At 67.6% G+C, this 15,911-nt stretch carries 15 protein-coding genes; 7 read left to right on the forward strand and 8 right to left on the reverse strand.

Annotated elements, in window-relative coordinates; all coding sequences use genetic code 11:
- Nucleotides 1-39 precede the first annotated feature (39 nt).
- The 3 genes from ACW177_RS15535 to ACW177_RS15545 all read left to right on the forward strand — a co-directional run bounded on the left by ACW177_RS15535 (nt 40) and on the right by ACW177_RS15545 (nt 3,705).
- Nucleotides 40-732, forward strand: coding sequence for a LamG-like jellyroll fold domain-containing protein (locus ACW177_RS15535; RefSeq protein WP_492026572.1), 693 nt, complete (start codon nt 40-42; stop codon nt 730-732).
- 82 nt (nt 733-814) lie between these two features.
- On the forward strand, nt 815-2,230 hold the full coding sequence (gene uxaC, locus ACW177_RS15540; RefSeq protein ID WP_492026573.1) for a glucuronate isomerase: 1,416 nt from the start codon (nt 815-817) through the stop codon (nt 2,228-2,230).
- Nucleotides 2,227-3,705: a mannitol dehydrogenase family protein gene (locus ACW177_RS15545; RefSeq protein ID WP_492026574.1), complete on the forward strand. Its 1,479-nt coding sequence runs from the start codon at nt 2,227-2,229 to the stop codon at nt 3,703-3,705. The genes uxaC and ACW177_RS15545 overlap by 4 nt, the downstream gene beginning before the upstream one ends.
- Before the next feature lie 116 nt (nt 3,706-3,821).
- Here the strand turns inward: ACW177_RS15545 and ACW177_RS15550 are convergent, their stop codons facing one another.
- The 3 genes from ACW177_RS15550 to ACW177_RS15560 form a co-directional block, all read right to left on the reverse strand.
- Nucleotides 3,822-4,382, reverse strand: a complete 561-nt coding sequence (locus ACW177_RS15550; protein WP_008264308.1) for an HNH endonuclease — start codon at nt 4,380-4,382, stop codon at nt 3,822-3,824.
- Nucleotides 4,383-4,514: 132 nt separating this feature from the next.
- Complete coding sequence (locus tag ACW177_RS15555) at nt 4,515-5,165, reverse strand: trimeric intracellular cation channel family protein (protein ID WP_492026575.1); 651 nt, start codon at nt 5,163-5,165, stop codon at nt 4,515-4,517.
- On the reverse strand, nt 5,162-5,833 hold the full coding sequence (locus ACW177_RS15560; RefSeq protein WP_492026576.1) for a DNA-3-methyladenine glycosylase family protein: 672 nt from the start codon (nt 5,831-5,833) through the stop codon (nt 5,162-5,164). Before ACW177_RS15560 ends, ACW177_RS15555 begins: the two co-directional genes overlap by 4 nt.
- A 29-nt stretch (nt 5,834-5,862) precedes the next feature.
- Here ACW177_RS15560 and ACW177_RS15565 point away from each other — a divergent pair, with 29 nt between their 5' ends.
- Nucleotides 5,863-6,999, forward strand: coding sequence for a JmjC domain-containing protein (locus ACW177_RS15565; protein ID WP_492026577.1), 1,137 nt, complete (start codon nt 5,863-5,865; stop codon nt 6,997-6,999).
- Complete coding sequence (gene gluQRS / locus ACW177_RS15570) at nt 6,996-7,859, forward strand: tRNA glutamyl-Q(34) synthetase GluQRS (RefSeq protein ID WP_492026578.1); 864 nt, start codon at nt 6,996-6,998, stop codon at nt 7,857-7,859. The genes ACW177_RS15565 and gluQRS overlap by 4 nt, the downstream gene beginning before the upstream one ends.
- Here gluQRS and ACW177_RS15575 read toward each other — a convergent pair.
- The 3 genes from ACW177_RS15575 to ACW177_RS15585 all read right to left on the reverse strand — a co-directional run bounded on the left by ACW177_RS15575 (nt 7,843) and on the right by ACW177_RS15585 (nt 12,606).
- Nucleotides 7,843-8,652 carry a TIGR02186 family protein gene (locus ACW177_RS15575; protein WP_492026579.1) on the reverse strand — a complete coding sequence of 270 codons (810 nt, stop codon included), beginning with the start codon at nt 8,650-8,652 and terminating at the stop codon, nt 7,843-7,845. The two genes, gluQRS and ACW177_RS15575, sit on opposite strands and share 17 nt — an antisense overlap.
- Nucleotides 8,652-9,575 carry a sulfite exporter TauE/SafE family protein gene (locus ACW177_RS15580; RefSeq protein ID WP_492026580.1) on the reverse strand — a complete coding sequence of 308 codons (924 nt, stop codon included), beginning with the start codon at nt 9,573-9,575 and terminating at the stop codon, nt 8,652-8,654. Before ACW177_RS15580 ends, ACW177_RS15575 begins: the two co-directional genes overlap by 1 nt.
- Nucleotides 9,576-9,705: 130 nt before the next feature.
- The gene (locus ACW177_RS15585) at nt 9,706-12,606 is read right to left on the reverse strand and encodes an SEL1-like repeat protein (protein ID WP_492026581.1); all 2,901 of its coding nucleotides are present in this window, start codon (nt 12,604-12,606) and stop codon (nt 9,706-9,708) included.
- Nucleotides 12,607-12,775: 169 nt separating this feature from the next.
- On the opposite strand from ACW177_RS15585, the gene ACW177_RS15590 reads away from it, so the two are divergent.
- Both ACW177_RS15590 and ACW177_RS15595 read left to right on the forward strand, forming a co-directional pair.
- The gene (locus ACW177_RS15590; protein ID WP_492026582.1) at nt 12,776-12,994 is read left to right on the forward strand and encodes a hypothetical protein; all 219 of its coding nucleotides are present in this window, start codon (nt 12,776-12,778) and stop codon (nt 12,992-12,994) included.
- A 394-nt stretch (nt 12,995-13,388) separates the two neighbouring features.
- Nucleotides 13,389-13,889, forward strand: coding sequence for a pyridoxamine 5'-phosphate oxidase family protein (locus ACW177_RS15595; protein WP_492026583.1), 501 nt, complete (start codon nt 13,389-13,391; stop codon nt 13,887-13,889).
- Nucleotides 13,890-13,995: 106 nt separating this feature from the next.
- On the opposite strand, the gene ACW177_RS15600 is transcribed toward ACW177_RS15595, so the two are convergent.
- Entirely contained in the window at nt 13,996-14,817 is an 822-nt protein-coding gene (locus ACW177_RS15600) for an EF-hand domain-containing protein (protein ID WP_492026584.1), read from the reverse strand.
- 90 nt (nt 14,818-14,907) lie between these two features.
- Nucleotides 14,908-15,822 (reverse strand): ornithine carbamoyltransferase, encoded by a 915-nt coding sequence (argF, locus tag ACW177_RS15605; RefSeq protein WP_492026585.1) that lies wholly within the window; start codon nt 15,820-15,822, stop codon nt 14,908-14,910.
- Nucleotides 15,823-15,911 lie beyond the last annotated feature (89 nt).

Raw genomic sequence — 15,911 nt, forward strand, 5'->3', positions numbered from 1 at the left:
TCACTCGGCGCCCTCCTTCCCTTGCCTGGGAGAGACGGAATGATCACGAGGCGCGCCGCCGCCGTCGGCCTGGGCCTCACGGCCGGGGGATGCGCGACGATGGGGGGCGCTGCGGCTTCGCGAGACGCCGCGCGGATCTGGACCTTCGACAATCTACGCCAGGTCGACGGGCTTCCTCTGCATATCGAGGGCGCGCCGAGCCTGGTGGAGACGCCCTGGGGCGACGGGGTCCGCTTCGACGGCCAGGATGACGCCCTGTTCCTGGACGCTCATCCCCTCGCGGGCGCCGCTGAATTCACCTTCGAGGCCCTGTTCCGGCCCGAGGGCGGCGCGTTCGAGCAGCGCTGGTTCCATCTTCAGGAGACCGGCCCCGACGGACAGGCCACCGACACGCGAATCCTGTTCGAGATCCGCACCCGCGATGGCGAATGGTGGTTGGACGCCTTCGCCAAGGGGCCTGGCTACAACCATACCCTGATCACCGAGGCCAAGCGGTTCCCGGTCGGACGCTGGTTCCATGTGGCCCAGACATTTGGCGACGGCGTCTACAGCAGTTTCGTCGATGGGGTTCTGCAGGATCAGGCGCCCCTGGCCTTCACCCCCCAAGGCGCGGGCCGATGTTCGATTGGGTGTCGCTACAACCGCGTCAGCCCTTTCCGAGGCGCCATCCGCGCCGCCGCATTCGATCACCGGGCGCGACCTTCTACCGCCTTCATCCTGCCGCGCGGCTGAAGAGACGTCCTCGACCGCGCTCGCTCACGAAGGTGACCGGTGGCATACACTGCTGGACCGCCCGCTCCGAAGGACCAATCCTATGTCCCTGCCCCTTCGTCTTCATCCGGACCGGTTGTTTCCAGCGGACGCCGACACGCGCGCAGTGGCCCGTCGCCTCTATGCCGAGATCAAGGGCCTGCCGATCATAAGCCCGCACGGCCATACGGACCCGAGCTGGTTCGCGCTGAACGAGGCTTTCGCCAATCCGGCCGAACTTTTGATCACGCCCGACCACTACGTCTTCCGCATGCTGCACTCGCAGGGCATGGCGATGGAAGACCTGGGCGTTCCCCGTACGGACGGCGGCCCGGTCGAGACCGATCCGCGTGTGATCTGGCGCCGCTTCGCCGAGAACTACCACCTGTTCCGGGGCACGCCTTCGCGGATCTGGCACGACTGGGTTTACGCCGAAGCCTTCGGCATAGACGTACGCCTGTCAGCCGAGACGGCGGACCATTATTACGACGTCATCGACGCCGCGCTAAGGACCGACGCCTTTAGGCCCCGCGCCCTGTTCGAGCGTTTCAATATCGAGGTCCTGACCACGACCGAGAGCCCGCTCGACACGCTGGAGCATCACAAGACCATCAAGGCGTCGGGCTGGAAGGGGCGGGTGCTGACGGCCTATCGCCCCGACCCGGTTCTGGATCCTGACTACGAGGGGTTCCGCGACAATCTGAAGGTTTTGGCCGAACAGACCGGACGCGACACGCTGAGCTGGGACGGCTACCTCCAGGCTTTGCGGGATCGCCGCGCCTACTTCATCGAAATGGGCGCGACCTCGACCGACCATGGCCACCCGACCGCCTTCACCGCCGACCTGCCCAGGGCTGAGGCCGAGGCCCTGTTCCGCCGCATCTCAACCGGCCCGGCGACGCCTGCCGACGCCGAACTGTTCCGGGGCCAGATGCTGACCGAAATGGCCGCCATGTCGGTCGAGGACGGGCTGGTGATGCAACTCCACCCCGGCAGTTTCCGCAATCACTCGGCTACCGTCTTCAATCGCTTCGGACGCGACAAGGGCTGCGATATCCCGACCCAGACGGATTATGTCCGCGCGCTGAAACCGCTGCTGGACCGGTTCGGATCGGACAGCCGCCTGACCCTGATCCTCTTCACCCTGGATGAGACCAGCTACAGCCGTGAACTGGCGCCGCTGGCCGGTCACTATCCGGCGCTGAAGCTGGGGCCCAGCTGGTGGTTCCACGACAGTCCCGAGGGCATGCGCCGCTTCCGCGAACAGGTCACCGAGACAGCCGGCTTCTACAACACCGTCGGCTTCAACGACGACACCCGCGCCTTCCTGTCGATCCCCGCCCGCCACGACGTGGCCCGGCGCATGGATTGCGGCTTCCTGGCCAAGCTGGTGGTCGAACACCGGATGGAAGAAGACGAGGCCCACGAACTGGCCCACGCCCTGACCTATGGCCTAGTCAAGGCGGCGTACAAGCTGTGAGCCGTCTTTCCAACGCCGCGCTGACAGGCCTGCGCGCCGACGTCGCCATCCCCGGTTACGATCGCGCCCGGGTTAAGACCGGCGTGGTCCATCTGGGCATCGGCGCCTTCCACCGCGCCCACCAGGCGGTGGTGTTCGACGATGCGCTGAAGAGCGGCGACCTGCGCTGGGGCGTGCTGGGCGCCTCGCTGCGGTCGCCGGGCGTGCGTGATCAGCTCAATCCGCAGGACGGTCTCTACACCCTGGTGGTTCGTGAAGGCTCGGACGAACATCTGCGAGTGATCGGGGCCGGCCGCGGTGTTCTGGTGGGGCCGGAAGATCCCGCCGCACTGGTCGCGGCCATGGCCGACGCCGACGTCCATATCGTCACCCTGACCGTGACCGAGAAGGGCTATCGTCTGGACCCGGCGACGGGCGACCTGCTGCTGGACGATCCTGACGTCGCCGCTGATCTGGCCGACATCGCCGCGCCCCGGACCGCGCCTGGCTTCATCGTCGCGGCCCTGCGGGCCCGCAGGGCCGCAGGCCTGGCGCCCTTTACCGTCATCAGTTGCGACAATCTTCCTCACAACGGCAAACGTATTCGCGCCGGCGTCCTCGCCATGGCGCGTATCATCGACCCCGATCTGGCGGACTGGATCGAGGCCGAGGGCGCCTTTCCCCAGACGATGATCGACCGGATCGTCCCGGCGACGACGCCCGAAGATATCGCCCGCCTGGCCGCCGCCCTCGGGATCGAGGACCGGGGCATGGTCAAGGCCGAGCCCTTTTCCCAATGGGTGATTGAGGACCGGTTCGCGGGCGATCGGCCCGACTTCGCCACTCTGGGCGTACAGCTGACCAATGCCGTAGAACCGTGGGAGGACGCTAAACTGCGCCTGCTGAACGGCGCCCATTCGGCCATCGCCTACCTCGGCGCCCTCTCCGGGCATGAGTATGTCCACCAGGTGATCGCCGTCCCCGCCTTCCGCGCCTATATCGAGGCCCTGTGGGACGAGGCCCAGACGACCTTGAACCCGCCGCCGGGCCTGGACATCCCCGCCTATCGCGCGGCACTGATGGCCCGGTTCTCGAACCCCGCCCTGATGCATCGCACCCGCCAGATCGCCATCGACGGATCGCAGAAACTGCCCCAGCGCCTGCTGGCCGGCGCCGCCGCACGCCTGGCGGCCGGGCAGGATATCCGGGCCCTGGCTCTGGGCGTGGCGGCCTGGATGAAATGGCAATCGGGCGTGACCGAGAACGGCGAAACCTTCGTCGTCGAGGACCCGCTGGCGGCGAGCACCGCTGAACGATTGGCCGGCGCCGAAAACGACGCGGCGCGGGTCTCGGCCCTGTTGGGCCTGTCCGCCGTCTTTCCGGCCCCGCTCGCCGCCAACGGCCAGTTCGTGGCGGCGGTTAAGGCCGCCTATCTGTCGCTCAGTCGGAACGGAGCCGTCGCAGCCGCCCAACGGGTCGCGGACGAAAAGGCCTGACGACCATCTCCCCTACAGCCCGGCAGCTGACGGCTGTTCCCGGCGCCCAGGATTGAGTGCGTCCAGTCGGCGGACCACGATCAGGCGCACTTGGGCCGGGAAACCCCGAGGAAACCCTAGGGTTCGAGCTCGATGTCCCAGTAGAGGTAGTCGAGCCAGCTCTGGTGCAGATAGTGAGGCGGGAAACGGCGGCCTGCTTCCTGGAGCTGCCAGGCATTGGGGCGGTAGGGTTCGCGGCGGATCGGCATCATGGCCTGACGCGGGGTGCGGCCGCCCTTGGTGAGGTTACAGGGACCGCAGGCGGCGACGATGTTCTCCCAGGTCGTCCGGCCGCCATGCGAGCGGGGGATGACGTGGTCGAAAGTCAGCTCGGTCGATTCCCCGCAGTACTGGCAGGCAAAGCCGTCGCGCAGGAAGACGTTGAAACGGGTGAAGGCGGGGCTGCGATCCTGATCGACATAGTTCTTCAGCGCGATGACGCTGGGCAGTTGCATCTCCATCGACGGAGAGCGGACCACCTTGTCATACAGCGACACCACGTCCACCCGGTCCTGATAGACCGCCTTGACCGCCTCTTCCCACGGCCAGAGCGACAGCGGGTAGTAGGACAGCGGCCGGAAGTCCGCGTTCAGAACGAGGGCGGGGAAGCCCGACGGCGGTCGGTGGAGGACCTGCATCAGGCCCTCCCGTTCGCGGCGGGGGGTATGGAAGCTACAGGATTGAAGACGCGTCTCCTTCCCTAAGTCCGAGGCGTTCAGCCTACGCCCGATTCGAAGACGCCGCCATGACGAAGAGACGACGAAACGGGCTCAATTTCGCTCGGGGAAGCCCGGCAGGGTCCAGCCCCAGCGCAGAGCCCCGGCCCGCAGCATGAAGCCGGCGACGGCGGCGACGATGGCGGCGGGCCAGATCGGCGCCTCGGGAATCCGCAGGATGATATAGAGGGTCGCCGCCAGTATGGCCGCGGTGACATTGATCTCGCGCCGCAACAGGATCGAGGGCTGGCCCGCCAGAGTGTCGCGCACCACCCCGCCGAAACAGGCGGTCAGGGTGCCCATGACGATACAGATCAGCGGGTGGGCGCCGGCCGCCTCGGCCTTGGCCGCCCCCATGACCCCATAGGCGCCCAGCCCTATCGCATCGAGCCACAGCAGGGCGCGGAACCGCCAGTCACGCTGACCGATCAGCCAGATGGCCACGGCCGCCAGCAGGCAGATGGCCATATAGCGCCAGTCCTGAACCCAGAAGACGGGCAGGCCCAGCAGCAGGTCGCGTAGGGTGCCGCCTCCGACTCCGGTGATGGCGGCGAAGAAGGCGAAGGTGATGACGTCGTGCTTCTCGCGCGCGGCGGCCAGGGCGCCGGTCGCCGCGAAGACCGCCACCCCGGCGAAGTCCAGGGCGGAAAGCACCGTGCGGGGATCGCGCAGGGGCTCGGTCAGGGTGGGATCGAGCGGGGTCACGCGGTCAGGTCCTCCAGAGCGATCTCGCCCCGCTTGACGCCGCCATACCACCCCCACAGCAGATGTGCAGCCACACCGCGATGCGGTCGCCAGATTTCGGCGCGGACATAGGCCTGTTTCTCGGTCGGGCGAAGTTCGGCGCGGTCGGCCCAGCGCATCGCCTCTTGAAGCGCCACGTCGCCGCCTGGAAAGACGTTCAGCCGGCCATCGCAAAACATCAGATAGGTCTCGGCCGTCCACTTGCCGACGCCCTTGATCGCGGTCAGGGCGGTGATCGCTTCCTCGTCGGACAGGGTCTGCATATGGTCCAGATCGATGCGGCCCTCGACTTGGGCCAGGGCGATCTCGCGGCCGTATTTTGCCTTCTGGCCCGACAGGCCAAAGGCGCGCAGGGCGTCGATGTCGTGGGCCAGCACGGCGTCCGGCGTCACCGTTCCGCCCAGTCCCTGAATGGTGCGCGCCCAGATCGAGGCGGCGGCGGCGACCGACACCTGTTGTTCGACGATCATGCGGAACAGGCCTTCGTAGCCGCCGGGCCGCAGCCGCCACTCGAACGCCGGCGTCTGGGCATGGGCGCGCGCCAGGGCGGGATCGGCGTCGGCCAGGGCCTGACGCGCGGTGGCGATGTCGGCGGACGTAGGGGTGGAGGTGAGACGGACGGTCGACACAATGATCTCTCCGATCTAGCGTCGCCACCATGCGTGACTTCGCCGACTTGCTCCAGCCGTTCGCCATCGAACGTTTCATGACTGATCACCATGATCGCGCCCCCCTCCACGTACCGGCGACACAGGAGGGCGACAAGCGCCGCATCCTCGATTGGAACGGCTTCGCCGGCCTTCTGAACCAAAGCCAGATCTGGACGGCTTCGACGCTGAAACTGGTCCGGAATGGCGTTGCGATCCCAACCGAGGACTACTGCCGGGTCGTGCGCGGGCAATCGGGTGTGCAAACTCAGCCCGACCCCGCCAAGGTCGCTATCTTCATGGCCGAAGGGGCAAGCGTGGTGGCAGGCGACGTCCAGACGCTGACGCCAGCGCTGGCCGAGGTCTCCCAGATGCTGGGCGAGCGCTTCGCCGCAGCGATCGGAGCCAACATCTACTGCTCCTTCAAAGACGTTCAGGCCTTCGAAAGCCACTATGACCTCCACCATGTCTTTGTCGTCCAGCTGGAGGGCGAGAAGCTTTGGCGGCTCTACGCCAATCGCGCGGACAATCCCGTCGAATTCCCGCCGGATACCCCGGAGACCCGCGCCTGGCTGAAACAGAGTCGAGGCCCCGTGATGCGCGAAATTCGCATGTGTCCCGGCGATGTCCTCTATCTGCCGCGCGGTTGGTATCATGACGCAATCGCGGTGGACGGCCCGTCGTTGCACGTCACCTTTTCGGTCACGCCGCTATACGGGCGCATCCTGTTTGGCCTTCTGGAACAGGCGGCTTTGCAGGACAGGTCGTTCCGGGAGTATTTTGCCCCATCAAGAGATGCACTGCAGCTGAAGCAACAGTTGCGGCGCCTTGGCGACCATCTGGCGCGGTTGTGCGCTTCCGACTCTTTCTTCGAAGAAATCGCCATGACGCAAGAGCGGCTAAAGTTGCGGCCAGGGGCGATCACCCTGCCGCAACCCACGCCTCTGACCATCTATCAAGCGGGAAATGGGCCCTGGCCGCATTTTGAAGGCCCCGTTGCACACGCCATGGGCTGGGCGATGGCCCAGAGCAGCTTTGCTCTGGAGCGACTGATCGCGCTGTTTGACTTCATCGGCGAAACGGAAATCCGCGCCGCAGTCGATAGGGCCATCGCAAGCGGCGCCTTGGCGCGAGATAACACGGATTGACCTTCGCCACCCGCTTCGCCCCCTCCCCCACCGGCCGCCTGCACAAGGGCCATGCCTTTTCGGCCCTGACCGCCTGGTCGGCGGCGAAGGCGACGGGCGGGCGGTTCGTGCTGAGGATCGAGGACATCGATCCAACGCGCTGCCGGCCGGAACATGAGGCCGCCATCCTGGAAGACCTCGCCTGGCTGGGGCTGGACTGGGAGACGCCGGTTCGGCGCCAGTCGGATCATCTGGCGGACTATGCTGCGGTGATCGAAGCCCTGAGGGCGCGTGACCTGCTCTATCGATGTTTCCGTACCCGGAAAGAGATCCTCGACCACATCGGCAATGCGCCGCATGGGGCGAGCGAGGCGGTGCGGCCGGGGCCGCATCCGGCAGACGAGGAAGCCCGACTTCTGGAAGAGGGACAGCCCTTCGCCTGGCGGCTGTCGCTGGATCGAGCGCGTGACGCCCTGGGCGAGGCGGCCTGGACCGGGCTTCATTTCATCGAACAGGGCGCCGGTCCGAACGGCGAGACCGGCGTCGTGCCCGTCCGTCCGGATACGGCGGGGGACGTGGTGCTGGCGCGAAAGGATACGGGCGTCGCCTATCATCTGGCCGTGACCCACGACGACGCTTTGCAGGGGATCAACCATGTGATCCGGGGCGAAGACCTGTTCGAGGCGACCCATGTGCAAAGCCTGCTTCAGGCGCTGATGGGTTGGCCCGCGCCCGTCTATCGCCACCACCGGCTGCTGACGGGGCCCGATGGGCGGCGCTACGCCAAGCGGGACCGGTCGGTGACCCTGGCGGAGCTGCGGGCGGACGGGCTGACGGCCGAGGCCCTGCGCGCCGAACTGGGCTTCAGTCGCGACGGCTGAACAGGCGCGAGGCGCCATAGCCGGTCAGGGCCGCCAGCACGACGCACAGCAGGCCGTACAGCCAGGGCCGACGATGAGCGAACTCATAGATGCCGCGCTCCAGCCCGACCTTCTCGACCGTCAGGGTCATGTTGGACACCGACCGGGGTTCGCCGTCCTGGAACAGCCAGACCTCGGCATAGTATTTCCCGGTCGGGGCGACGGTCGGCAGTTTGACCTCGGCCCGGAACAGGCCGCGGTCCACGAACTCAACCCCGTCGGGGTCGGTGTCATAAAGGGCCGCCGCCTCTTTCAGCCGGATCACGGCGCGGCGCCAATCCAGATAGTCGTCGCCCAGACGGCTGACGACCACGTCGCGCACCCCGTAGCGGGTCACGGTCCCGGCCTCTTCCGGGGCGTCGATGCGCAGATGGTCCACGCCGACGCCGAGGCGACGCAGCTGGCCGAAGTCCGCGATGTCCGACAGGGGGCGGGTCGAGGCGGTCATGTAGAAGCCGGGCGCCCCCTCGAACAGCACCGGACGGCTGTTAAGCCAGACGCCCATGTTGCGGGTCTTCTTGACCAGACGAACGGGGGCGTCGGGGCCCCGAACCACGACGACGACGTCCGCCGGCTGGTCCGACGGATTGAACACCGCGCCGTACAGGACGATGGAGGCGCCCGTGAAACTGGAGTCGACCCGCACCTGGGCATTGGTCAGGGCGGCGGCGACGCGCAACTCGCCGGTCGTGGCCTCGGACCGATCCGGCGCCGGCGCCTCTATCGCGGGCGGAGGAGGGGGAAGCGCCAGCATCAGTCCGAGATCCCCGGCGCCAGCAGGAAGATGTCGCTGGGCCGGACGAACAGGTCCAGCCCCATCTGGATGCCGACCAGCAGCACGATCAGCCCCAGGGCGGCGCGCAACTCCTCCGCCCGGAATCGGCCGGCGAAGCGCGCCCCGATCTGGGCCCCGACCACCCCGCCCAGCAGCAGAATGGTGGACAGCAGGATATCGACCGTCTGGTTACGCCCGGCCTGGAGAATAGTGGTTATGGCCGTGGTGATAATGATCTGGAACAGGCTGGTGCCGACCACGGCGCCGGCCCGCATCCGCAGCACATAGAGCATGGCGGGCACCAGGATGAAGCCGCCGCCGACCCCCATGATAGCCGACAGGACGCCGGCGAAGACGCCTAGGCCGAACGGCGGCAGGGCGCTGATATAGAGGCCGGACTTGGGGAACTTCATCCGCAGCGGCAGGCCGTACAGCCACAGGGGCCGACGGCGATCCTTGCGCGGCGCCGGCTCGCCGCGTCGGCGACGCAGGATCTCGGACAGACTCTCGTGCAGCATCAGGGATCCGATGACGCCGAGGAAGATCAGATAGGACAGGGCCACGACCAGATCGGCCTGGCCCAGAAGCCGCAGGTAGCGGAACAGTTCGACGCCCGCGATCGCGCCGACAGCGCCGCCCGCCGCCATGACCCCGCCCATCTTGAAATCGACCGCGCCCTGGCCGGCATAGCGGATGACGCCCGAGGTCGAGGAGGCCACGACGTGGCTGGCCTGGCTGGCGACGGCGACGGTGGGGGGAATGCCCATGAAGACCAGGATCGGCGCCATCAGGAAGCCGCCGCCGATGCCGAACAGGCCCGAGACGAACCCGACCACCGCCCCCAGAATCACCAGGGTCGGCCAGTTCACCGAAACCTCGGCGATCGGCAGATAGATGTCCAAAGGACGCGCCTTCGGCTGGAGCGGAACGGGAGACGCCGAAAGGCGACAGCTGATGTTTAGCGACGCGGGCGACGCGCCGCCACCCGTAGGTGCAAAGGTTTAAGATCTAACCCTAGGGCGCTACCGCAGCCTAACCCTGGGCCTGCACCTGCTGCCGTACGAAGGCGTCGGCGGCGGTGCGGGCGGCGCGCTGGGCGGTGGCGGAGGCGGCGGGGCGCAGACGGGTGACCGCCGCCTGGGCTTCGCTGTCGCCATTGCGGGCGGCGATCATGTACCACTTCAAGGCCTCGGTGGGGTTCTTGGCCACGCCGTCGGCGCCGGTCTCATAGATACGGGCCACATTGTACTGGCTGTCGGTCAACCCGCGCTCGGCCGCACGGAGCAGCCAGATCAGGCCCTCGGCCTGGTTGGCCACGCCGCCGTCGCCTTCGTAGAGCTGCATCCCATAGAGGTGCATGCCGCCGGGATCGCCGGCCTCGGCCGCGCGGCGGCCCCATTGGCGGCTTTCGGCGGGATTGGCGGAGACGCCGTTGGCGCCCGTCAGATAGAGCTGGCCCAGATAGGTCTGGGCGGGGGCGTAGCCGAGGTTGGCGGCGCGTTTCAGCTCTTCGACGCCCTCCATGTCGCCGCCTTCGATCCGGCCCACGGCGCGCTCGAACTCGGCGGCGCCGGCGTCGGCGGTGGGAACGGCGTCGGTCGGCGTGATCGCCATGGCGATCGGCGTGTCTGTGGTGGAGGAGGCCGGGGCGGCGGCCGCTCCCGTCAGGCCCGGCAGTTCGATGTCGGGCAGACCCGAACCATCGGCGATGGTCAGGAAGGCGTAGCCGCCGCCGGTCAGGGCCACGGCCGTCACCGAGGCCAGGAAGGCCTTCTTGACCGTCGAACCGTCACGGGCGGCCTGCTTGTCCAGCCGCTCCTGCAGCTTGGACTTGCCGCCGCGCTTGGGCGCCAGGCCGAAGCCCTGGCGGGGCGGGGCCTCGGCCGGCAGGGCGGGCGTGGTCATGGCCGCGCGGGCGGCGTCGATGGTGCTGCGGGTCGAGGCGGCGCGGCCGGCGGCGGCGGCGGCGCCCATGCTGGCCCGGATCCGGCGCGGGTCGACGAACTCGGTGTCGCCGCGGAAGTCGTCGTCGCCGTCCGACAGGGTTGCGGCTGGAGCAGCGGCAGGGGCGGACACGAGGGGGGGCGTTTCGAGCGAAGCGGCGAACCCGCCTGCCGTGGCGTCCAGGGCGTCGTCGACGTCGGCGCCGCCGAAGCCGGCGAAGGGCTGGATGACGGGCTCGGGTTCGGGCGCGACCGCAAACGTCGCCGGCTCAGGCTGGACTTCAGGCTCCGGCTCCGGCCGCGCGGGTTCGGACACGACGGACATGGAGGGCGCCGTCGGGAAGGGCGAGGCCATGGCCGCTTCGGGCGACACGGGGTCGATGGACCAGTCGTCGTCCGCGTCGAAAGAATCCTCGGGGAAGACCGTCGAACGCCAGTCAGCCTCGACCGGCGCCGAGACCGAGACCGAGGCGGCGCGTTCGGCGACGGCGCGGCGGGCCGGTTCGGACGGTTCGCTGTCGGGAATGTCCAGCGAGGCGTCGTCGCGGGATGCGGTCTGGCGTCGCGCATCCATGGTGTCGCGCGCCTCGGCCACCAGACGGGCCGTGCGTTCCTCGCTGAGACGCATCCGCTCGGCCAGTTCGCCGGAGGCGCGGTCATAGCGCTGCTCGATCTTTTCCGAGCTTTCCGACAGGCGGCGCGCGATGTCGTCCAGCGCCTGCTGCGAGCGGCGCTCGGACTGGGAGATGCGGTCGCTGAGCTGGTCCGAGATACGGGTGATCTCGCCGCCCAGTTTCTCCAGCGCCAGGGCGTGGCGGTCGTCGCTGGCCGTCAGGCGCTGATCGACGCGGTCGACGTGGCGCGCGAACTCCTGATCGACGCGTTCGGCGTGGCGCGACAGGTCGGCGTCGACCTTGCGACTGACCAGGTCGGTGACGCTGCGGGTGATGGCCTCGGCGCGGCCGACGGCCTCGCGTTCAACCGTCTGGACCCGGGCGTTCAGGTTCTGGGCGATCTTCAGGACTTCGCGGCCCATGGCCTCCAGGCCCTGGGCGCCCTTGATCTCGGACGCGTTCAACTGATCGCCGACGGTGCGGACCGCCTGTTCGATCCGGTCGATCCGGGCGCCGGTCTCGGCGGCGTCGAGACGTTGCATCATCTCGGCGCGGTTGTTCTCGATCTGGCGAGACAGGGTCTCGGCCAGTTTCTCAAGGCGCGCTGAGTCGCGCACGCCCTCGGGTTCGACGCGGCCCTCGGCGGCGCGGAGCCGCTGGTCCAATTCGGCGAACGAACGCTCGAGCGTCTTCAGCGCCTCGGTGGTGCGGCTCTGGGCCTGGTCGAGGCGGGCGCCGACCTGGGCCAGCAGGTCCGTGCCGACGCCGGGTCCGGCGGCCTTTTCGACCGCCTCCATACGCTGGCGCAGTTCCGACACGCCCGAGCGCTGGCGCTCTTCGATGTCGTACAGACGACCGGCCAGGGAGCCGAGGGTCTGTTCGACCTTGCCGAAGCCCTCCTGAACCTGAGGCCCGGTGTCGCGCTCGAAAGTGCGCAGACGGCGATGGCCCTCGCGCAGTTCTTCGGAGATCTCGTCGAGACGGCGGGCCTGGCCCTTGGTCTGGGCGTCCTGGCCGTCGAGGCGGCGCACCAGGCCGGACACGGCCTGATCCACGCCCTGGATCGCCACGGTCGAGCGGCGCTCGGCGGCCTCCAGACGGGCGGCGATGGCGTCGATGGAGGCGCTGATCCGCTGCCAGCTTTCGTCGCCGGCGTCATAGGCGTCGTCGAGACGGCGGCTGCGGCCGCGACGTTCGAAGCTGTCGGAGACGGACGGACGACGCGGCAGAGTGGCGTAGCCTTCCTCTTCGTCTTCCATGATCATGGAGTTGAGCCACTCGCCCAGGGTCATGCCCGAGCGGCGCGCAAGATCCTTGGCGACCTCGCGGGCCTTCGGATCAATACCCTTTACGCTCCAAGGCGCCGCTGCGCTCACTGATTCGGCTCCTGCCCCATGGGAAGCAGGCTATAACGCCAATATCGAGGGTGTAAACGCATGGTTAACCGCAACATGTTGCGGCGACTCCTCAGCCTGTGGACATCTCTGCCTCAAGCGCAGCCGCTGCGCCTTGCATCCCCGCCGCGCCTGGGCCACCTGCGAGCCCATGAGCCTGACCACCACCCTGATCCTGCTTTGCGCCGCCCTGGCCGTCATGGTCTTCGCCGGCTGGCGCGGGGCGCGGCCGCCCGATCCATTCAAGGGGCCGCGCATGGTGCCGTGGCGGTTCATCATGCTGGGCGCCGCCGCCCTGGCCATGCTGCTGCTGATCCATATGGCGACCCTGTTCGGGGCGGAACGACCGCCTTGGGTGTCCGCGCCGTAAGGGCGGAGACTTGCCGCGGACCCGCTGCGAAACGCGGGAATTGCACACCGGGAGAAAACGGGTGCAATGAGTGCAATTCTCTGTAAGTCTATGTTTTTAGGAGCATTTTTTCACATCGGAAATTGCACGGTGCAATTGGGGGCAGGTTTCAGACGAAGTCGAACTCTGAAAATGGCCGAGAGAGCGATGGCGATGTCAAAGACCAGGCCAGGATCATAACACCATTCAATTGGGCGCCAGGTTCAAGCGCGATTTGCAGCGCCAGGCCGCTGAAACAGCGAGGCTTTCCTTCCAGAATTAGGAGCGCTGAAGGCAAACCCGCCCTTTCGCATACGTCAGGAACCGCACGGCGCCCCGACGGTTGATCCTGTGACCCCCAGACAGGAGACGCACCATGTCCGACAAACTGACCGCCGCCGAGGCGGAAAAGGAATTCTGGAACAGCCTGAAGGACTCCAACACCGGCATGCTGGGCCTGGACCAGGCCGGCTATCACCATCAGCCGATGACCGGCTATGGCGAGCCGGAGACCGGAACCATCTGGTTCTTCAGCCGCGATGACACCGACTTCGCCCGCGACGTGGCCGCCGGCGGCCAGCAGGGCATGTTCTGCTACCAAGCCAAGGACCAGAAGGTTCAGGCCTGTATCCACGGCGATCTGTCGGTCGACCAGGACCGCGAACGGATCGACAAATACTGGAACCCCGTGGTCGCCGCCTGGTACCCGGACGGCAAGGACGACTCGCACCTGACCCTGATCCGTTTCGACGCCAACGACGGCCGGGTCTGGGTCTCGGACAAGGGCGCGCTGGGCTTCGGCTATCAGGTGATGAAGGCCAATCTGACCAAGACCCAGCCCGACGTCGGCGGCGTGTCGGATGTGAACCTGCAATAGTTCCGGCGCGCTACGAAACCTAGCTTCAGCCGAAAGGGGGCGCGTCGAGATGCTCGACGCGCCCGCGTCTTTGCGCACCCGAGTATAAGGTCGGGCGCTCGCATCCTTAGGCGTTCGCCTCAATAACAGGCTGATCTCCGCCCTCCCACGGCGTCCAGCTGTTCAGCGCCTGCTCGAACAGCCGGGCGGCCAGGGCGTCGCTCATCGGGGCGGCGGCGATGCGGGCGGCCTCGGAGGTTCTCAAATCCGCGATCTCCCGGCTGAGGAAGGTGACGCTGCCATTGGGGCCGGAAGCCCTCTCAGCCAAATCCGCCGTGATCTGTTCACGAGACGTCTGGACGGGCGCCGTTGCCGGGCTCGGCGCGCCGGCTTCCTCGCGGCTGCTGTCCAGCAGCTCGGCCCGAAGCTCAGGAGGAACCTCGGAAATCTGCGACGCATCGATCACGAGGTGACGGGCGACGACGTAGTCATCGACCGACAGCGACTGATCGGCATCCACGCCGCGCCGGGTCATCAGGACGCGGTCGGCCGCATAGCCGGCGTCATAGGCCGCCGCGCGGCGCAGATCCGCCGAAGCCTCACGTTCCGACTTCGACACCAAACCGTCGCCATCCGTGTCGGCTTGGGCAAACCAGTCGGCAAGATATTCCTGATCGGAAATGGATTCCGACCCGGACTGGGCCTGGATCAGGGCGTTCAGGGTGTCGGCGCCGAAGGTGTCGGCGGGCGTCATCTCGGCGCGGGTGACGCGACCGTCCGCATCGGCGTCGAAGGTTTCGAAAGCCTTGGAACCCTTGGCGTTTCCAGCATCGACGGCGCTGATTTCGTCGAGGGTCAGGGCGTCGTCGCCATCGACATTCAGGCGGTCGAACAGCTTCTGATAGAGCTGCTGCGTGAGGGTGGAACCCGCAGCGGATATCGTGGTCATGGTCTCTGCCCCCAGGGTGCGCGACAAGCGTGACCGTAAGGAAGCAAAAGCCAGACCGCGCGAGGCGGCCTGGCGATCGTCAGATCGGCGTCAGCCCGCGAAACACCAGGCCAGGACCGCCTTCTGTGCGTGGATGCGGTTTTCGGCCTCGTCCCAGACCAGGGAGCGGGGGCCGTCGATGACGGCGTCGGTCACTTCCTCGCCCCGGTGGGCGGGCAGGCAGTGCAGGAAGACCGCGTCCGGCTCGGCAAGGTCCATCAGGGCCTCATCCACCGAATAGGCCTCGAACGCCGCCAGGCGCGCCTCATAGTCCTGGTCGCCCATGGAGACCCAGGTGTCGGTGACCACGACGTCGGCGCCCTTGACGGCTTCACGCGGGTCGCTGGTCAGGGTCACGGCGTTTCCGCCCTTGGCCAGGTCACGCAGGTCGGGGTGGTACTCTGCCGGGCAGGCGACGTTCAGGTGGAAGCCGAACTTGGGCGCCGCGTGCATGAAGCTGTGGCAGACGTTGTTGCCGTCGCCGATCCAGGCGATGGTCTTGCCCGACACCGGCCCGCAACGTTCCTCGATCGTCTGAAGATCGGCCAGGATCTGGCACGGGTGGCTGCGGTCGGTCAGGCCGTTGATCACCGGCACGGTCGAGACGCGGGCGAAGCGCTCGACATCCTCATGGTCGTTGGCGCGGATCATGACGGCGTCGACCATGCGCGACAGGACGCGGGCCGTGTCCTCGACCGGTTCGCCCCGGCCCAACTGCATATCGGAGGCGGTGGCGATGATCGAGGCGCCGCCCAGCTGGCGGATGGCGGCGTCGAAGCTGAACCGGGTGCGGGTCGAGTTCTTCTCGAAGATCATGGCCAGGACGCGATCCTGGCCCGGCGCATCGGCGTCGGGGCGACCCTGGGGCCAGCCCTTGCGGGCGGCCTTTCGGGCGTGGGCGTCGTCCAGGATGGACCGCAGATCGGCGGCGTCCAGCTGGTGGATGTCGAGGAAGTGCCGGGCCATTGCCTAACTCCGCTCATCCCCGCGGAAGCGGGGACCTAGTGCTTTGGGCGACGGGCGCCCGATGTCTGTCACGTCCGCTGTTCCCGGCG

The organism is Brevundimonas sp. AVps23W, assembly GCF_058681395.1.